The organism is Tranquillimonas alkanivorans, from assembly GCF_900115595.1.
In the GTDB taxonomy this organism is placed as follows: domain Bacteria; phylum Pseudomonadota; class Alphaproteobacteria; order Rhodobacterales; family Rhodobacteraceae; genus Tranquillimonas; species Tranquillimonas alkanivorans.
Genome location: NZ_FOXA01000001.1, coordinates 135,693 through 153,232, shown reverse-complemented (window position 1 = coordinate 153,232; position 17,540 = coordinate 135,693). Strand labels below are relative to the sequence as shown.

Genomic DNA, 17,540 nt, shown 5'->3' with positions numbered 1-17,540 from the left:
GCTATCCTTCCCGCAGGCGCAGGAGTGCTGCGGTGCAGAAACACTTTGATATCTCTGAATTTACGCCGATCACGCCGACGGCGCCAATCTCGGTCGGCGCACACGGCGGGCGGGCGAAGTGCCTGCAACGGCTGATCCGGCTTGATCTTCCGGTGCCCCGGACCGTTGCGCTCAGCTTCTCGGCCGTGCGCTCCATCGCCGCGGGGCAGGACCCCGACACCGCCGCGCTGCTGGCCGAGTTCGGAGAGGGGCCGCTGATCTCGGTCCGCCCGTCAAGCGAGGACCCGGACTGGGGCGGCCCCGGCGCGATCCTAAACATCGGGATGAACGACGCGCAGCACAAGACGCTCGCCCACAAGTTGGGCCAGCCTGCTGCCGACGCGCTCTATCTTCGTTTCATACAGGCCTACGCAGTCCACGTCGCCCGGCTGGACCCGGACATGTTCGAACTGCCGCAGACCAGCGACCGCAGCGCCATCGACATGATGCTGCACGACTTCGAGTCCGAGATGGAAGAGCCGTTCCCGCAGGACCCGGCCCGCCAGCTTGCCGACGTCCTGCGCTCGATGGCGCGCGCGTGGGAGGGGCCATCGGCCCGCCTGTTGCGGCAGGGCAAGGGCGCGCCGGCGGACGCCGGTCTTGGGCTGGTGGTGCAGGAAATGGCCATTGGCGTGGGCAATTCCGGGATCGGCGAATGCGGCTCGGGCGTGATCCAGTTCGTGGACGGCGACACCGGCCTGCCGCAGATCACCGGCCGTTACCTGTCGCAGTCCCAGGGGCGCGAGGCGCTGGTGGCCGAGGAGGGGGCGATCTACCTCACCCGCGACGGACGCGGGCCTTCGCTGGAAGAGCTGTGCCCCGAGGTGTTCGAGGACCTCAAACGTTATGGCGACCTTTCCCGCGCGCGGCTGCGGGAAGAGATGCAGATCGAGTTCACGATCGAGGCCGGGAACCTCTACGTCCTCGACGCCGTGCGCGTGGCCCGCACCGCCCGCGCCGGGGTCCGCATCGCCGTCGCCCTCGCCGCCAGCGGCATCATCCCCGAGGCCGAGGCGGTGCTGCGGGTCGAGCCGCGCGCGCTGTCCGAGCTTCTGCATCGGCAGGTCGATCCCGCCGACCGCCGCACCGCCGTCATCGCGCGCGGCATCGCCGCCAGCCCCGGCGCGGCGACCGGACGGCTCGTCTTCTCCTCGCGCGCCGCGCAGACGGCGGCCGCGCGAGAGGAGCCCTGCATCCTTGTCCGGCGCGAAACGACGCCGGGCGACGTGCGCGGCATGCACGCCTCGGTCGGGGTGCTGACCGAGAAGGGCGGGGTGACGAGCCACGCCGCCGTCATCGCGCGCGGCCTGGGCCTGCCCTGCGTCGTCGGCGCATCGTCCCTGGCCATCGACCGGCGCAAGCGCACGTTGACGGCCGAGGACGGGCGCATTTTTCATGAGGGCGACACCGTCACGCTCGACGGGACGACCGGCGTTGTGCGCGAGGGTGCAGCGCGGCTGCTTGAGCCCGCGCTGGACGACGCGTTCCGCACGCTGCTGAGCTGGGCGGACGAGCTGCGCGACATCGGCGTGCGCGCCAACGCCGACACGCCCGCCGAGGCCAAGGTCGCCCGCGCTTTCGACGCCGAGGGCATCGGCCTGTGCCGGACCGAGCACATGTTCTTCGACGAGAACCGCCTGTCGGTCATGCGCGAGATGATCTTCACCGACAGCCCTGAGGATCGCGCCGCCGCGTTGGATCGCCTGCTGCCGATGCAGCGCGCCGATTTCCGCGAGCTGTTCGAGATCATGCGTGGCCTGCCGGTCTGCATCCGCTTGCTGGACCCGCCGCTGCACGAGTTCCTGCCGCAAAGCCGCGACGGCCTGCACGATCTGGCCGAGGCGCTGGACCTGCCGGTGTCGAAGGTCACCGCCCGCGTCGAGGCGCTGAGCGAATTCAACCCGATGCTCGGCATGCGCGGGGTGCGGCTGGGGATCGCGGTGCCCGAGATCTACGACATGCAGGCCCGCGCCATCTTCGAAGCGACGGTCGAGGCCGGGCAGTCGGTGACGCCCGAGGTGATGCTGCCTCTCGTCTCGGCCCGGCGCGAGGTCGAACTGGTGAAGGCCCGCATCGACGCCGTCGCCGCGGCGGTGAAGGCCGAGACCGGCGCCGATTTCGACTATCGCCTGGGCGTGATGGTCGAAACGCCCCGCGCCGCGCTCAGGGCCGAGGAGATTGCGCCGCACTCCGCCTTCCTCAGCTTCGGCACCAACGACCTGACGCAGATGACCTATGGCCTGTCGCGCGACGACGCGGGGCGGTTTATGGGGGCTTACGTTTCGCAGGGCGTCTTCGTCGAGGACCCGTTCCTGCGGCTCGACGTCGAAGGGGTGGGAGAGCTGCTGACCGTGGGGGCCGAGCGGGGACGCAGGGGCCATCCCGACATCGTGCTTTCGGTCTGCGGCGAACACGGCGGCGACCCCGACAGCATCGCGTTCTGTCGGGCGGCGGGATTCGATTACGTCTCGTGCTCGCCCTTCCGGGTGCCGCTGGCGCGGCTGGCGGCGGCGCAGCTTGCCATACGCGATCACGCGCTCATCCGCTAAGCCTTTGAGCTGACTGGTTGAACTTCCCGTGTCGGCGGCGTATTGCCGGCCCCGGTGACCCTGCGACAGGTTGTCAGGTTCGATTCCGGGCGGGCTTCTTCCATCTACGCCCCCGGTGACGACGGGCAGCCTTACCTGGGGGCAGGTCTGCGAGGTCGCCCGTCGCCGATCCGATGCCTGGAGGGACAATGCACATTCTGCGTACCGTCTTCGCGGCGCTCACCTGCGCCGCACTGGGCCTTGCTGCGCCCGCTGCCGCCGACGTCGTGATGAGCACTTCGAATGACCCCACCGTCCAGATCGACCGCAACCTGGACCGCCTTCTGGGCGGCTCGCGGCAGGATCTGCGGCCCGAGCGCGCCGCCAACGCGCTTCAGTCGATGATCGGGCCGCGCCCGACCATCGGGCCCGACGAGGTCGACTATTCCCGCGCCTTCCTCGTGGACCTGCCGGCCGCCGAGGGCGGCGAGGATTGGGAGTGCCTGACCGAGGCGTTGTACTTCGAGGCCCGGGGCGAATCGGTTCGCGGCATGTTCGCCGTCGCCGAGGTCATCCTGAACCGCGTGGACAGCGCGGAATTCCCGACCTCGGTCTGCGGCGTGGTCAAGCAGGGGACGGGCAAGAAGTACCAGTGCCAGTTCACCTATACCTGCGACGGGCTGGCCGAGGTCGTGCGCGAGAAGAAGGCGTGGACGCGGGTCGGCAAGATCGCCAAGCTGATGCTCGATGGCGCGCCCCGCGCGCTGACGGACGGTGCGACCTACTATCACACCAAAGCCGTCAACCCGCGCTGGGCCCGCGTCTTCGACCGCACCGCCACCATCGGCGCCCACCACTTCTATCGCGCCGGCTGAATGCGCGTCGCGCGCGGTGCGCGATGTGCCGCGCGGGGGCCTGTCCTCCGGCGCCGCGGTGCTTTATTGCAGGCGCGAACTGCCGGGGGACGTGCCCATGAGCGACATTACCGAAGCCTTCGACCATCCCGAGGAGCGGTCGAAGTCTACCGCCGAAGACCCCCGCGACCGCATCTCGCTGCGCGATCACGTGGTCGAGGTCGATATCGGCGCGTTTCAGCCCGAGCGGGGGCGGTCCCAGCGCGTGCGCTTCAACGTGGTGGTCGAGGTCGGTCGCCACGACGCCGCCCTGACCGACGACGTGGACCGCATCCTCAGCTACGACACGCTGACCGAGGCCATTCGCGCCGAACTTGCCGCCGAACGTCTCAACCTGCTCGAGACGCTGGCCGAGCGCATTGCCGACCGTATCTTGACCGAACCGCTGGCCATGCGCGTCTTCATCCGGATCGAGAAGCTCGACCGTGGTCCCGGGGCGCTAGGGGTCGAGATCGTGCGCTCGGCTTCGCACCTGCCGCGCCTGGCCGAGGAGATGGCCCGCGACAGCGCCCCGCATCCGCGCATCGTGTTCCTGTCGAACGCTGCCATCGGCTCGGACAACTTGCCGGCTTGGCTGGACGAGCTGGGGCAGGGGCCCGCAATCCTGTGCGTCGGGCCCGCCGAGGTGCCGCCGCCGCAGACGGGGCACGCGCCCACGCAGCGGCGCATCGACCTCTTGGCGATCGAGCAGAACGCCTGGGTCCTCGCCGCGCGTGATCCGCGCTGCATGGTGGTCTCGACCCGGACCGAGCTGGACTGGGCCATGCGCAACGGACAACTGACCGTCTGGGCGCCGTCGAAGATCGTGCTCGACGCTGTCGAGGCACCGCCGCCCGGCCCAGTGGACGCACTGGCGCTGACGCAATGGTTCGCCGCAACGATGCATGCCGAGGAGCTGGTGCTCGTGGGCATGCACCCGCCGGCAGGCGCACCGATCGCCACCCGCGTCGCCGACCCCGCGTCCCCGACGCTGTCCGACCGATGACGGTCTACCTTCGCCCCATCCCGCGCCTGGGCCTGCCGCGCCCGGCCGAGGCGCACCCGCTCGCCGGCAGCGACACGGCCTGGTTCACGGAGGTCGAGTGCCTATCGCGCGACGCCGCGCCGCAGATCGTCCCCGCGCATGAGGTCGACCCGACCGACCTGCGCCGCCTGTCCGCGGCCCGCGCGCCCGTCGCCGGCCTGACGTTGAACGTGCCGCGCCTGATGGGCATCGTGAACGTGACGCCCGACAGCTTCTCGGACGGCGGCGACTTCGCACGGCACGAGACGGCCATTGCCCACGGCGAGCGGCTGGCGGCCGACGGCGCCGATATCCTCGACATCGGCGGCGAATCGACCCGCCCCGGTTCGGACGCCGTGCCGGAAGACGAGGAATTGCGCCGCACCGCCCCAGTCATCTCGGCCCTGCGCGAGCGACTGCCGACGCCGATTTCGATCGACACCCGCAAGGCAGCGGTGGGCCGGGCTGCGCTGGACGCGGGCGCCGACATGCTCAACGACGTCGCCGCCTTCACCTACGATCCGGCCATGGCGGAACTGGCCGACGAGAGAATGGCGCCTGTCTGCCTGATGCATGCGCAGGGTGACCCGAAGACCATGCAGCAGGCGCCCAGCTACGACGACGTGCTGCTCGACGTCTACGACTTCCTGGCCGAGCGCGTGGCGGTGGCCGAGACCGCGGGCATCCCGCGCGAGCGTGTAGTCGTCGACCCCGGCATCGGCTTCGGCAAGACGGTGGAGCACAACCTCGCGCTGCTCGCGCGTCTCAGCTTGTTTCACGGGCTGGGCTGCGCGCTTCTACTCGGCGCAAGCCGCAAGCGCTTCATCGGGACCATCGGCGGCGGCGATGCGGCGAAACAACGTGTCCCGGGGTCACTCGCGGTTGCGCTTGCGGGCGCGATGCACGGGGCGCATATCATCCGGGTGCACGACGTGGCCGAGACCCGGCAGGCCTTGGCCCTTTGGACCGCGACGACGACAGGACGATTTGCATGACGCGTAAACTTTTCGGCACCGATGGCGTTCGGGGCCTGGCCAACACGTATCCGATGACCGCCGAACTGGCCCTGCGCCTGGGCGCCGCCGCGGGACGGTACTTTCGCCAGAACGACGAGCGCGTGCACCGCGTGGTGATCGGCAAGGACACGCGCTTGTCGGGCTACATGTTCGAGAGCGCGCTGACCGCCGGCTTCACCTCGACGGGCATGAACGTGTTCCTGCTGGGGCCGGTGCCCACGCCGGCCGTCGGCCTGCTGACGCCGTCTCTGCGCGCCGATGTCGGGGTGATGATCTCGGCGAGCCATAACCCGCACCACGACAACGGCATCAAGTTCTTCGGCCCCGACGGCTTCAAGCTTTCGGACGAGGCCGAGGCCGAGATCGAGGCGCTTATGGAGACGGGCGTCGACCCGGCGCGCCCGGCGAATATCGGTCGCGCGCGGCGGATCGACGACGGGCGCTTCCGGTACGCCGAGCGGCTGAAGGGCACGCTGCCACAAGGCACCCGGCTTGACGGCATCAAGGTGGTGATCGACTGCGCCAACGGGGCGGCGCACCGCGTCGCGCCCGAGGTGCTGTGGGAACTCGGCGCCGACATCATCCCGATCGGGGTCAGCCCCGACGGCTTCAATATCAATGACGGCTGCGGCTCGACCTCGACCGATGCGGCGGTGGCGGCGGTGCGCAAGCATGGCGCGGACGTGGGCATCTGCCTCGACGGGGACGCCGACCGGGTGATGATCATCGACGAGCATGGCGAGGTCGCGGATGGCGACCAGATCATGGCGCTCTTCGCGACGCGGCTGGCTGCCGAAGACAAGCTCGCCGGCCGCACGCTGGTCGCCACGGTGATGAGCAACCTTGGGCTCGAGCGGCACCTCGCCGCCCACGACATCGCGCTTCACCGCACACGCGTCGGCGACCGATACGTGGTCGAGGAAATGCGGACGCACGGCTTCAACCTGGGCGGCGAGCAGTCGGGCCACATCGTGATGACCGACTACGCCACCACCGGCGACGGGCTTATCGCGGGCCTGCAGTTCCTGGCCGAGATGGTGCGCACCCACAAGCCGGCGTCGGCCCTGCGGCGACAGTTCGACCGGGTGCCGCAGCTTCTCAAGAACGTGCGCTACGCCGCCGGCACCGCGCCGCTCGACCTGCCGCCGGTCAAGGACGCCATCGCCGAGGCCGAGACGCGGCTGAATGGCAACGGCCGCCTGCTGATCCGGAAGTCTGGGACCGAGCCGCTGATCCGCGTCATGGCCGAGTGCGAGGACGAGTCGCTCCTGTCGCAGGTGGTCGACGACATCTGCGCCGAAGTGACGGCCGCGGCGGCTCCGGCGGCCTGAGGACCGGGACGGCGCGCTGCATGTGCTTGATCCCTCCGGCGGCGCGGGACTAGGGTGGGGCGCGCAGCACGGAGGACGGCCATGGCCGAGACGCGATCCGGTCAGAGGGACGCCTATCAGCTCATCCTCGAGGCCATCGACATCGGCATCTACAAGCCCGGCGATCGGCTGGTGGAAAGCGAACTGGCCGAACGTTTCGGTGTCTCGCGCACGCCGATCCGGGAAGCGCTGCAGCGGCTCGAAACGCAGTCGCTGCTGGCGCGGGACGGGCGCAGCCTGATCGTCGCCTCGCTCGATCACAACCAGCTCGCCGAGCTTTATGTCGTGCGCACGGAACTTGAGGGGCTGGCGGCGCGACTTGCGGCGCGCCACGCCACCGAGGAAGAGGTGCGGGTGCTGCGCGGCATGGTCGAGGAGGACCGGGCGCGCCTGGGCGACCCGGGCGCGCTGGCCCGCGCCAATCGGCGCTTTCACAAGCAGATCCACCTCGCGTCTCACAACCGGTACCTCGTGCAGCAGCTCGACCTCGTGCATCGCTCGATGGCGCTTCTGGCGACCACGTCGCTGGCGGTCGAAGGGCGGGGCGAGGACGCGTTGGCCGAACACGATCGCATCGTCTCGGCGATCGAGACGGGCAACGGCGACGCGGCCTATGCGGCGCTCAAGGCACACATCTCGAAAGCGTTCGAGACGCGGCTGAAGCACGATTCCTCGGCAGAGGCGGCGGAGTAAGCAGATCACCGTCTTCTCCTCCGCGACAGCGTGCCGTGCGCCGTCTTGTCCCAGAAGAACGGAGCGGCGAGCGTTTCGTGCATCGCCTTGACCGCGGCGGCAAAGCCGAGCGCGAAGTAGAATGGCAGCAGCGGAAGCCAGGTCGTCCGGACAGGCGGCCCGCGCAGCCCGATGGCACATATCCCGGCGGCGAGGCGGACGAGTGCGCAGCCGCCCAAGGTCGGCAGCAGCCACGGATCGAGGCCCGGCAGCGCCGACGCCCACGGAACCGGGGCACCGAGGCAATAGAGCGCGGCAACCCACAGGGTCGGCATGAGCAGGAAGCCCAGCACCGCGCCCAGGAACAGGATCTGCACGCCGACGAACCTCCGACCGCCCAAGTCGCGCCACAGGCGGACGGAATCGCGCATGTGGACGACGTAGGTCATCGCGTAGCCCTTGATCCAGCGCGATCGCTGGCGAACCCAGACCCATGGGCGCGCCCCCGCCTCTTCGCGCGTCGTGCTGTCGACGAGTTCGGTGCGAAACCCGTGGCGGGCCAACCGCAGGCCGAGATCCGCATCCTCGGTCACGTTGTGCGCGTCCCATGCGCCGACCCGCTCCAGCGCGGTCCGGCGGAAGAAGACGCTCGTTCCGCCCAGCGGCAGGACCAGCCCGGCCGCCGCCAGGCCGGGCAGGATGACGCGGAACCAAATGGCATAGTCCAGCGTGAAGCCGCGGGTCAGCCAGCTTTGACGCGGGTTGTAGGTGTCGAGCGCCGCCTGCAGGCAGGCCACGTCCGGGCCGCGCGCGTGGAAGTGTCGCACGACCTTCCATATCTGGTCCGGCTCCGGCGCGTCCTCGGCGTCGTAGATGCCGATCACGCTGCCACGGCAGAAGGGCAGGGCGTAGTTCAGCGCGCGCGGCTTGGTGCGGACGGTGCCGCGAGGCACGCGGATCAGTCGCGCCCAGTGCGGCAGCCCGGCGCGGGCGACGGTGGCCTGCGTGAGCAGGTCGTCCTCTTCGACCACTAGGCACAGGTCGAGCCGGTTTCGCGGATAATCCAGCCGCGCAAGCCGGGCCAGCAGCGTCTCGGCCACTTCGCTTTCGCGCAAGAGAGGCACCAGAAGTGACACGACAGGCGGATGCACGACGGCCACGTGTGGAGGATGCCTTCTGTCCAGGCCGGCGAGCATGACCCGCGCGGTCAGGGCGGTGTTCGCCAGCAGGACAAGGACCGCCGCCGCCGTTAGTGCAGTCAGCGAGGCCTGCGGCGCAACAGCGAGCGTGACAGAGAGGGTCGCGAGTACGGCCGCGAAGGTGAGCCGCCGGCCTCGCGGAGCCATGCGGCGGCAACTTTGCGCGAGGGGAACGAGCGTCTCGGCCCGCCGGATCATGGCCTGCCGTCGCCGACTTGTGACCGCACTGGCGACGGCGTCTTCGGCCATGGCGACGGTCCGCACCGGGCCCAGGCAGGCATACACCCCCTCCGGCACCACGCCCGAGGCTCCGACCAGGCAGACGGCGCCTGCGCGGCGAAGCGGGACGACGCGGTGCTGGAGGCAAGCCTCGGCGCCGAGGCGGTCGATCAGTCGCGCATCGGCGTCGAGAGACGGGGAAGCCGCCGGTCGTGATGGGGCCAGTGCGGGAAGCGCCATGCCGGGCCGTTCATTGCTGCTACACGACGAACCTGCCCGGCATGGGTTAAAGTGCGCTTAAGCGACGCGGTCGATCGCGTCGCGGAACCGCTCGAACAGGTAATAGCTGTCCTGCGGGCCCGGGCTGGCCTCGGGGTGGTACTGGACCGAGAAGATGTCGCGGTCGGCCATCCGGATACCGCAGTTCGAGCCGTCGAAGAGCGACACGTGTGTCTCGCTCACGCCCTGCGGCAGCGACTGCGTGTCGACGGTGAAGCCGTGGTTCATCGACGTGATCTCGACCTTCCCGGTCTGCAGGTCCTTCACCGGGTGGTTCGCGCCGTGGTGGCCGTGGTTCATCTTCACCGTCTTGGCCCCGAGTGCGAGCGCCAGCATCTGGTGGCCGAGGCAGATGCCGAAGACCGGCATGTTCGAGCGATCCAGCACCTTGCGGATCATCGGCACGGCATATTCACCCGTGGCCGCCGGGTCGCCGGGGCCGTTCGACAGGAACAGGCCCTGCGGCTCGTGGGCCAGCACCTCCTCGGCGGTGGCGGTCGCGGGAAGCACGGTGACGTCGCAGCCGGCCGAGGCGAGGCTGCGCAGGATGTTGCGCTTCGCGCCATAGTCGATCGCGACGACGCGGCGTCCGGGCTCGGCCCGCTTCACGAAGCCCTGCGGCCACGCCCACCGCATCTCGTCCCAGCGGTAGGACTGCGAACAGGTCACCTGCCCGGCGAGGTCGAGGCCGACGAGCCCCGGGAAGGCGCGGGCCGAGGCGACCAGCTTCTCGAGGTCGAAGTTGCCCTCGGGGTCGTGGGCCAGCGCAGCGTGCGGCGCACCCTGCTGCCGGATGGCGCGGGTCAGGCGGCGCGTGTCGATGCCGCCGATGCCGATGCGGCCGCGGCGCGACAGCCACGCGTCCAGACGCTCGGTCGCGCGCCAGTTCGACGGCTCGGTCGGGTCCCACTTGACCACCATGCCGTTGGCGACCGGGTCGGCGGTTTCGTCGTCGTACGGGTTCACGCCCACGTTGCCCACGTGGGGGAAGGTAAACGTCACGATTTGGCCGGCGTAGGACGGATCGGTCATGATCTCCTGATAGCCGGTCATGGCGGTGTTGAAGCAAAGTTCGGCCTGGGTTTCGCCCGTGGCGCCGAAGCCGGTGCCGTAGAACAACGTGCCGTCGGCCAGCGCGAGACAGGCGGTCGGACGGGGGCTGGAGGAACTGGCGGGCATGACACGTCTCCGTCTCTGGGCGCAAATCTGCGCTTAGGTAAAGAGCGTCCCCCGGCGGGTCAATAGCTGCCCGGGGAATGTCCGGTCGCGGCCGGGGCGAATCGGCGCGCGCGGTGGTCTGTTGTTCCGGCGGCGACCTTGGGCTAAGTGACTCGCCTTGAACAATGCCCGCAGCGGAGAGTGCGATGGACATGAAGACGCGCATTAACCAGGCGCTGAAGGACGCGATGCGCCAGAAGGACGCTCAGCGGCTTTCGACGCTGCGGCTGATCAACGCCGCCATAAAGGATCGCGACATCGCCTCGCGCAGCGAGGGCGAGGAAGGCGGCGTCGGTGATGCCGAGGTGCTTCAGATCCTCGGGAAGATGGTCAAGCAGCGCCAGGAAAGCGCCCGCGCCTATGAAGAGGGCGGGCGGCTGGAGCTTGCGGACCGCGAGCGCGAGGAAATCGCGGTGATCGAGGATTTCCTGCCGCGCAAGCTTTCGGACGAGGAGGTCGATCGCGCCGTCGATCGCGCCATCGCCGAGACCGGCGCGGGCTCGATCCGCGACATGGGCCGGGTGATGGGCGCGTTGAAAAGCCGCTATACCGGGCAGATGGATTTCGGCGCCGTGGGCCCGAAGGTGAAGGCCCGGCTGGGCTGACCACGTGCCGCGGCCACGGGTCGCCGGATGCTTGGGGCGGGGTCAGGCGGCGACGCGGGACAGCATCTCGCTCAGGTCGTCGTATAGCTCCGTCCGCTCCTCGGGGCTGAGGAACGCGCCAAGCTCAACCTCGCGACCGTCGCCGCTGAGCGTCACGTAGTTCTCAACCGGGCCGCCCTTTTCATGCATCGTCACGCGCACCCAGTACGGGTTCGCGTGCCATTCCTGCGCCGGGCCGCGCGGGTTAGTGCGCCGCACCTCGATCCGGTCGGACCAGAGCGTCAGCTCCTCGGACAGCTCACCATCGCGGTAGCTGCGGCGCAGGCCCGCCCACAGCAGCCAGATCGCCCCCATCAGGAAGGGCAGGAGCCCCCAGGCCACCGGCGTGCCCAGAAGCGGAAACAGCGGCACCAGGATCAGCGCGAACGCGGCCAGCATGACGCCGGCGAAGCCCTTGGGCGGAAGGGACCGGTGCGGCCAGAGCTCGAGGTGCGCCACCGGCACGCCCGCCGCATGCGAAAAGGCCCCGGCGTCTACCGGGGCCCCTTCTGTTTTCTTGATCCAGTTCAGGGGCATCCGCCGCCTCAGTGCGCGTGGCCGCGTTCCCAGTCGCTCGGCTTGGGGAGCGTCTCGAACGTGTGCTCCGGCGGCGGCGAGGGCAGGGTCCACTCCAGCGTGTCCGCATGCTCGTTCCACGGGTTCGCCGCCGGCGACGGCGCGCCGCGGAAGATCGCGTAGAAGATCATCACGATGAAGAAGATGAACGACGCGAAGGACAGGAAGGCCCCCCAGGACGAAACCTCGTTCCACAGCGCGTAGGCGTCCGGGTAGTCGATGTACCGGCGCGGCATGCCCTGGCGGCCCAGGAAGTGCTGCGGGAAGAAGGTCAGGTTGGCCCCGATGAAGAAGGTCCAGAAGTGCACCTTGCCGACCCATTCCGGGTACATCTTCCCCGTCATCTTCGGGAAGTAGAAGTAGATACCCGCGAAGATGGCGAAGACGGCGCCCAGCGACATCACGTAGTGGAAGTGCGCGACCACGTAGTAGGTGTCGTGATAGGCCCGGTCGATGCCCGCCTGGCTGAGCACGATGCCGGTCACGCCGCCGATGGTGAACAGGAACAGGAAGCCGAAGGCCCACAGCATCGGGGTCTTGAGCTCGACCGACCCGCCCCACATCGTCGCGATCCACGAGAAGATCTTGATGCCGGTGGGCACCGCGATGACCATCGTGGCCAGCATGAAGTACGACTGCTGGGTGAGCGACATGCCTACGGTGTACATGTGGTGCGCCCACACGACGAAGCCCAGCACGCCGATCGCGATCAGCGCCCAGACCATCGGCAGGTAGCCGAAGATGGGCTTGCGCGAGAACGTCGCGATGACGTGGCTGATGATGCCGAAGCCCGGCAGGATCACGATGTACACTTCCGGGTGCCCGAAGAACCACAGGATGTGCTGATAGAGCACCGGGTCACCGCCGCCGGCGGGCTGGAAGAAGGTCGTGCCGAAGTTCCGGTCGGTCAGCAGCATGGTGATCGCGCCGGCCAGCACGGGCAGGGCCAGAAGGATCAGCCAGGCGGTGACGAACACCGACCACGCGAACAGCGGCACCTTGAACAGGGTCATGCCCGGCGCGCGCATGTTGAGGAACGTGGTGATGATGTTGATCGCGCCCAGGATCGACGACGCACCCGACACGTGCACCGCGAAGATGGCGAGGTCGGTGGAGTACCCGGCCTCGGACGTCGACAGCGGCGGATAGAGCACCCAGCCGATGCCCGAACCGGTCTGGCCGTTGCCGCCCGGCGCGAAGACCGAAGCGACGGCAAGCGCGCTGCCCGCCACGAACAGCCAGTAGGACAGGTTGTTCAGGCGCGGGAACGCCATGTCCGGCGCACCGATCTGCAGCGGCATGAAGTAGTTGCCGAAGCCGCCAAAGAGCGCCGGGATCACCACGAAGAACATCATCAGGATGCCGTGCGCGGTGATCAGGACGTTCCACAGGTGGCCGTTCGGGGTGCAGTCCTCGACCGCGGCCGGGATCAGGCGCGCGCCTTCCTGGCACATGAACTGCACGCCCGGGTCCATGAGCTCGAGGCGCATGTAGACGGTGAAGGCTACCGAGATGAAGCCGACGAGACCCGCCGTGAAGAGGTACAGAATACCGATGTCTTTGTGGTTGGTGGACATGAACCAGCGGGTGAAGAAGCCCCGCTCGTCGTGTTCCCCATGGCCGTGTACGGCTGCGTCAGCCATGCGTCGCCTCCTGGTTCCGTTGCTATTGGCCCGCCTTGGCCGGACTCGGCGGGCGGAATTTGATCCATGTCATAAAAGCGCCCCCCGCCGGGAGCAATGTTGCAGACCGCCGCAGGCGTGGAAAAAATGCCGCGCCCGACCGCTTTTCCGGCCCGGCCCGGCGTCAGCCCTCGAAGATCTCGTCGAACGTCTGGCGCAGCGCCACGTCGAGATCGGACATCGTCACCGGGAGGCCGAGGTCCACCAGGCTCGTCACCCCATGTTCGCGGATGCCGCAGGGCACGATCCCGTCGAAGTGGCTCAGGTCGGGTTCGACGTTGATGGCGAGCCCGTGGAAGCTGACCCAGCGCCTGAGCCGTACGCCGATTGCGGCGATCTTGTCCTCCCGCGGATTGCCGTCGGGCATCGGCGGCTTGTCGGGGCGCGCGACCCAGACGCCGACCCGGCCCTCGCGGATCTCGCCCGTCACGTTGAAGCGGTCGAGCGCGGCGATCACCCACCGCTCCATGTCGTGCACGAACTTGCGCACGTCGCGCCCCCGCGCGGCCACGTCCAGCATGACATACGCCACGCGCTGGCCCGGACCGTGATAGGTGTACTGCCCGCCACGCCGGGTCTCGTGCACCGGGAACCGGCCGGGGTCAGTCAGGTCCTCGCGCCGAGCGCTGGTCCCGGCGGTATAGAGCGGCGGATGCTCGAGCAGCCAGATCGTCTCGGGCGCGGTGCCGGCGCGAATGCCTTTGGCGATGGCCTCCATCCGCTCCAGCGCCTGCTCGTAGGGCACGGGTGCCTCCGAAACGATCCACTCCACCATGTCACCTCCTGTCGCTTTGCACGTAAAAAGTGCAATGCCTCAACGTCAGTTCGTGCTACCCTGCGCGCGGTAACGAATGCAGTAGACGGAGTCGACCATGGGAAAAAGTCATTACCTCACCATCGCGGCCGCGGCGGCCATCGCGCTTGCGCCGGCCACGCGCGTCTCGGCCGACGCAGGCGACTTCGTGGCGGGCGCCATCGCCGGCGCCATCTTCAACAACGTAGCCAAGAACCAGCCGCGGCGGCAGGTGCGCACGCGGACCGTGGTCAAGCGCCCGCGCATTCCGGCGACGCATGAAGGCCGCCAGATCCAGACCTCGCTGAACTACTTCGGGTTCAACGCCGGCACGGTGGACGGCCAGCTTGGCGGCAACTCCCGGGCGGCGATCTCGCGTTACCAGGCGTACATGGGCTATCCGACGACCGGTCAGCTCACGCCGTTCGAACAGGATCTGCTGGTCGATTCGTACCACCGTGCCCAGGCGGCGGGCCCCATGGTCCACCAGCTTATCGCGTCGAACCCGGACGGCACGCGCGGACTTCTCAGGACCTGGCGTGCCGAGATGGCGGGCGTCCCCGCGACGACCATGGCCGCGGCGCCGGTGCCCGCGCCCCAGGCCGTCGTCACGGCCGCTCCGGTCGCGCCCCCGGCCGCCACGACCACGACGACGACCACCACCGTCACCGCCGCCGCGGCTTCGACCGCCGCGCCCGAGGTGGAGGAGGATGCACCGGCCGGCCTGCCCAACCTCTTCGGCGGCGCCACGACGGAAGCCTCGCTCGCGTCGCACTGCAACAAGGTCAGCCTGCTGACCAGCTCCAACGGCGGGTTCATGACGCTCGCCTCGATGAACGACCCCGACCAGGCGCTGAACGAACAGTTCTGCCTCGCCCGGACCTACGCCATCGCCGCGGGTGAGGAACTGGCGGCGGGCCTTCCCGCCACCGACGCGCAGATCGCCGAGCATTGCGCCGCCTACGGGGCACAAATGCGCCCTCACGTCTCGGCCGTCTCGGTGAAGGAGCGGCCCGAAGTCGTGCGCGACGTGTCGTCCTTCGTCTTGGGATCGGGCCTGTCGACGCAGGACCTCGCCGCGACGGCGAAGGTCTGCCTTTCGGTTGGATACCGCACCGACGACCTGGACGTGGCGCTCGGCTCTGCCCTGATTCTCGTCACGCTGGGCGAGCGTGGCTACAGCGAGCTTCTGGGCCATCACCTGTCGCAGGGCTTCGGCGCCACCCGGCGCACGGACCTGGCGATGGACTGGTACGCCGACGGCCTGTCCACCGGCACGACCGCCGTGTTTGCACCCGGCCAGCCCGAGCGCGCCGACCTGATCCGCGCCGCGGTGACCGGCCTAGGCGGTGGGGCGGACGCCGCGCTGACTCAGCCCGAAACTCCGCAGAAGGCGTCGCTTCCGACCTTCTCGATCAGCCAGTAGGGCGGACGCGACGGAACTTGGCCCCGCGGCGCGCTGATGCGCCCGGGGCGAAAAAAGGCGCTTCACATCCTCTGCGGCATTCGCTAGAAGGCGCCGCAGTCACGGATATGCGGTCGTGGCGGAATTGGTAGACGCGCAGCGTTGAGGTCGCTGTGGGGTAACACCCGTGGAAGTTCGAGTCTTCTCGACCGCACCAAGTTTCGAAGGCCCGGTTGCCGGTTCACGGTGCCGGGCCTTTCCGTTTCCGCCCCTCCTTTGACATTGCGGCAGCCGGCATAGATCCTTGCCACGTCACGCGACGAAGGAGAGACCCATGGCCGAGCCCAGCGACGATACGCCCGTCGACCTTTTCGTGATCGGCGGCGGCATCAACGGCACCGGCATAGCCCGCGACGCGGCGGGGCGGGGGCTTTCGGTGACGCTGGCCGAGATGAACGACCTCGCGTCGGCGACCTCGTCCGCCTCAACCAAGCTTTTTCACGGCGGCCTCCGATATCTTGAATATTTCGAGGTCAACCTCGTCCGGAAGGCGCTGATCGAGCGCGAGACGCTGCTGCGCGCCATGCCGCACATCTCGTGGCCCATGCGCTTCGTGCTGCCCTACCACCCCGACATGCGGTTCGAGGGCGAGACGCCGACCTCGAAGCTCCTGAACACTGTCATGCCGTGGATGAAGGGCCGCCGCCCCGCCTGGCTGATCCGGCTGGGGCTATTCATGTACGACCACCTCGGCGGGCGCGAGATCCTGCCCGGCACCCGCACGGTAGACCTGAAGACGGATCCAGTGGGTGCGCCGCTCGAGGACCGGTTCGAGACGGCCTATGAATACTCCGACTGCTGGATCGAGGATTCCCGGCTTGTCGTGCTCAACGCCCGCGACGCCGAGCAACGCGGCGCCTCCATCCTCACGCGGACCAAGGTCCTGTCGGCCGAGCGGGACGAGGGCGGCTGGAAAGTCCGCCTCTCCAACCGCGACGGCGGAGAGGAGCGCACGGTCCGAGCGCGCGCGCTGGTCAATGCGGGCGGCCCTTGGGTCGGCGACATCATCCGCAACACCGTGCACACGCAGTCGAAAGAGGGCGTGCGCCTCGTCCGCGGCAGCCACATCGTCACGCGCAAGCTGTTCGACCACGACAAGAGCTACTTCTTCCAGGGCACCGACGGGCGAATCATCTTCGCGATCCCGTACGAGACCGACTTCACCCTGATCGGCACGACCGACGCCGACCATCCCGACCCGTCGCAGAAGCCGGAATGCACGCCGGAAGAGCGGGATTACCTGATCGGCTTCGCCAACAGCTACCTCAAGCGCGACATCACGAAGGACGACGTTGTGTGGACGTATTCGGGGGTCCGCCCGCTTTACAACGACGGCTCGAAATCTGCGACGGCGGCGACCCGTGACTACGTGCTCAAGATCGACGACGCGGGCGGTGCGCCGCTGCTCAACGTCTTCGGCGGCAAGATCACGACGTACCGCAAGCTGGCCGAGGGGGCGATGGCCGAGCTCGCCCCGTTCTTCGACGGGATGAAGGGGGACTGGACCGCCCGCGTCCCGCTGCCGGGCGGCGACTTCCCGGTCGAGGGCGTCGACCGCCTGATCGCGGATCTCAAGCGCGACTACCCGTTCCTCGACGATTTCTGGGCAAAGCGCCTGATCCGTGCCTACGGCACCGATGCAAACGCTATCCTGCACGACGCGAAGACGGCCGGGGACATGGGAGAGGCATTCGGCGCAACCCTCACCGCGCGCGAGATCGCGTGGCTGATGGACAATGAATACGCCCGCACCGCCGACGATGTGGCTTGGCGCCGGTCGAAACTGGGCCTGCGCCTGTCGGCCGAGCAGATGAAGACGCTCGACGCCTGGATGACGGCCCGCCGGGACGCGGCGCCCAAGGCGGCAGAATGACGCGAAGCGTTTGAATTCGGGGCGGAAACGGCGTTCACTGCCGGTCGCAG

14 protein-coding genes and 1 tRNA gene are annotated in these 17,540 nt (G+C 68.8%); 10 read left to right on the top strand and 5 right to left on the bottom strand.

The window, feature by feature from the left end:
* Positions 1-32 precede the first annotated feature (32 nt).
* From BM162_RS00760 to BM162_RS00735, 6 genes are all read left to right on the top strand, one after another.
* Positions 33-2,588, top strand: a complete 2,556-nt coding sequence (locus tag BM162_RS00760; protein WP_093416403.1) for a putative PEP-binding protein — start codon at positions 33-35, stop codon at positions 2,586-2,588.
* Positions 2,589-2,776: 188 nt separating this feature from the next.
* On the top strand, positions 2,777-3,442 hold the full coding sequence (locus BM162_RS00755; RefSeq protein ID WP_245759136.1) for a cell wall hydrolase: 666 nt from the start codon (positions 2,777-2,779) through the stop codon (positions 3,440-3,442).
* Positions 3,443-3,539: 97 nt separating this feature from the next.
* The gene (locus BM162_RS00750; RefSeq protein WP_093416399.1) at positions 3,540-4,466 is read left to right on the top strand and encodes a dihydroneopterin aldolase; all 927 of its coding nucleotides are present in this window, start codon (positions 3,540-3,542) and stop codon (positions 4,464-4,466) included.
* A complete protein-coding gene (gene folP / locus BM162_RS00745) occupies positions 4,463-5,479 on the top strand; it encodes a dihydropteroate synthase (RefSeq protein ID WP_093416397.1) in 1,017 nt (338 codons plus the stop codon). The genes BM162_RS00750 and folP overlap by 4 nt, the downstream gene beginning before the upstream one ends.
* Positions 5,476-6,831 carry a phosphoglucosamine mutase gene (gene glmM / locus BM162_RS00740; RefSeq protein WP_093416394.1) on the top strand — a complete coding sequence of 452 codons (1,356 nt, stop codon included), beginning with the start codon at positions 5,476-5,478 and terminating at the stop codon, positions 6,829-6,831. The genes folP and glmM overlap by 4 nt, the downstream gene beginning before the upstream one ends.
* A gap of 81 nt (positions 6,832-6,912) precedes the next feature.
* Positions 6,913-7,563, top strand: coding sequence for a GntR family transcriptional regulator (locus tag BM162_RS00735; RefSeq protein ID WP_093416392.1), 651 nt, complete (start codon positions 6,913-6,915; stop codon positions 7,561-7,563).
* A gap of 5 nt (positions 7,564-7,568) precedes the next feature.
* On the opposite strand, the gene BM162_RS00730 is transcribed toward BM162_RS00735, so the two are convergent.
* Both BM162_RS00730 and carA read right to left on the bottom strand, forming a co-directional pair.
* A complete protein-coding gene (locus BM162_RS00730) occupies positions 7,569-9,200 on the bottom strand; it encodes a glycosyltransferase (protein ID WP_093416389.1) in 1,632 nt (543 codons plus the stop codon).
* 57 nt (positions 9,201-9,257) lie between these two features.
* Positions 9,258-10,418, bottom strand: coding sequence for a glutamine-hydrolyzing carbamoyl-phosphate synthase small subunit (carA, locus tag BM162_RS00725; RefSeq protein ID WP_093416387.1), 1,161 nt, complete (start codon positions 10,416-10,418; stop codon positions 9,258-9,260).
* Positions 10,419-10,603: 185 nt separating this feature from the next.
* Here carA and BM162_RS00720 point away from each other — a divergent pair, with 185 nt between their 5' ends.
* On the top strand, positions 10,604-11,062 hold the full coding sequence (locus tag BM162_RS00720; protein WP_093416384.1) for a GatB/YqeY domain-containing protein: 459 nt from the start codon (positions 10,604-10,606) through the stop codon (positions 11,060-11,062).
* Between the two features lie 42 nt (positions 11,063-11,104).
* Here the strand turns inward: BM162_RS00720 and BM162_RS00715 are convergent, their stop codons facing one another.
* From BM162_RS00715 to lipB, 3 genes are all read right to left on the bottom strand, one after another.
* The gene (locus BM162_RS00715; RefSeq protein WP_093416382.1) at positions 11,105-11,638 is read right to left on the bottom strand and encodes a DUF2244 domain-containing protein; all 534 of its coding nucleotides are present in this window, start codon (positions 11,636-11,638) and stop codon (positions 11,105-11,107) included.
* 8 nt (positions 11,639-11,646) lie between these two features.
* Positions 11,647-13,320, bottom strand: coding sequence for a cytochrome c oxidase subunit I (gene ctaD, locus BM162_RS00710; protein ID WP_093416379.1), 1,674 nt, complete (start codon positions 13,318-13,320; stop codon positions 11,647-11,649).
* A 163-nt stretch (positions 13,321-13,483) separates the two neighbouring features.
* Positions 13,484-14,170: a lipoyl(octanoyl) transferase LipB gene (lipB, locus tag BM162_RS00705; protein WP_281243765.1), complete on the bottom strand. Its 687-nt coding sequence runs from the start codon at positions 14,168-14,170 to the stop codon at positions 13,484-13,486.
* A 61-nt stretch (positions 14,171-14,231) separates the two neighbouring features.
* Here lipB and BM162_RS00700 point away from each other — a divergent pair, with 61 nt between their 5' ends.
* From BM162_RS00700 to glpD, 3 genes are all read left to right on the top strand, one after another.
* Complete coding sequence (locus tag BM162_RS00700) at positions 14,232-15,578, top strand: peptidoglycan-binding domain-containing protein (protein WP_093416374.1); 1,347 nt, start codon at positions 14,232-14,234, stop codon at positions 15,576-15,578.
* A gap of 109 nt (positions 15,579-15,687) precedes the next feature.
* Positions 15,688-15,774 (top strand) — tRNA-Leu (locus tag BM162_RS00695).
* A 117-nt stretch (positions 15,775-15,891) separates the two neighbouring features.
* A complete protein-coding gene (gene glpD / locus BM162_RS00690) occupies positions 15,892-17,490 on the top strand; it encodes a glycerol-3-phosphate dehydrogenase (protein WP_093416371.1) in 1,599 nt (532 codons plus the stop codon).
* Positions 17,491-17,540 lie beyond the last annotated feature (50 nt).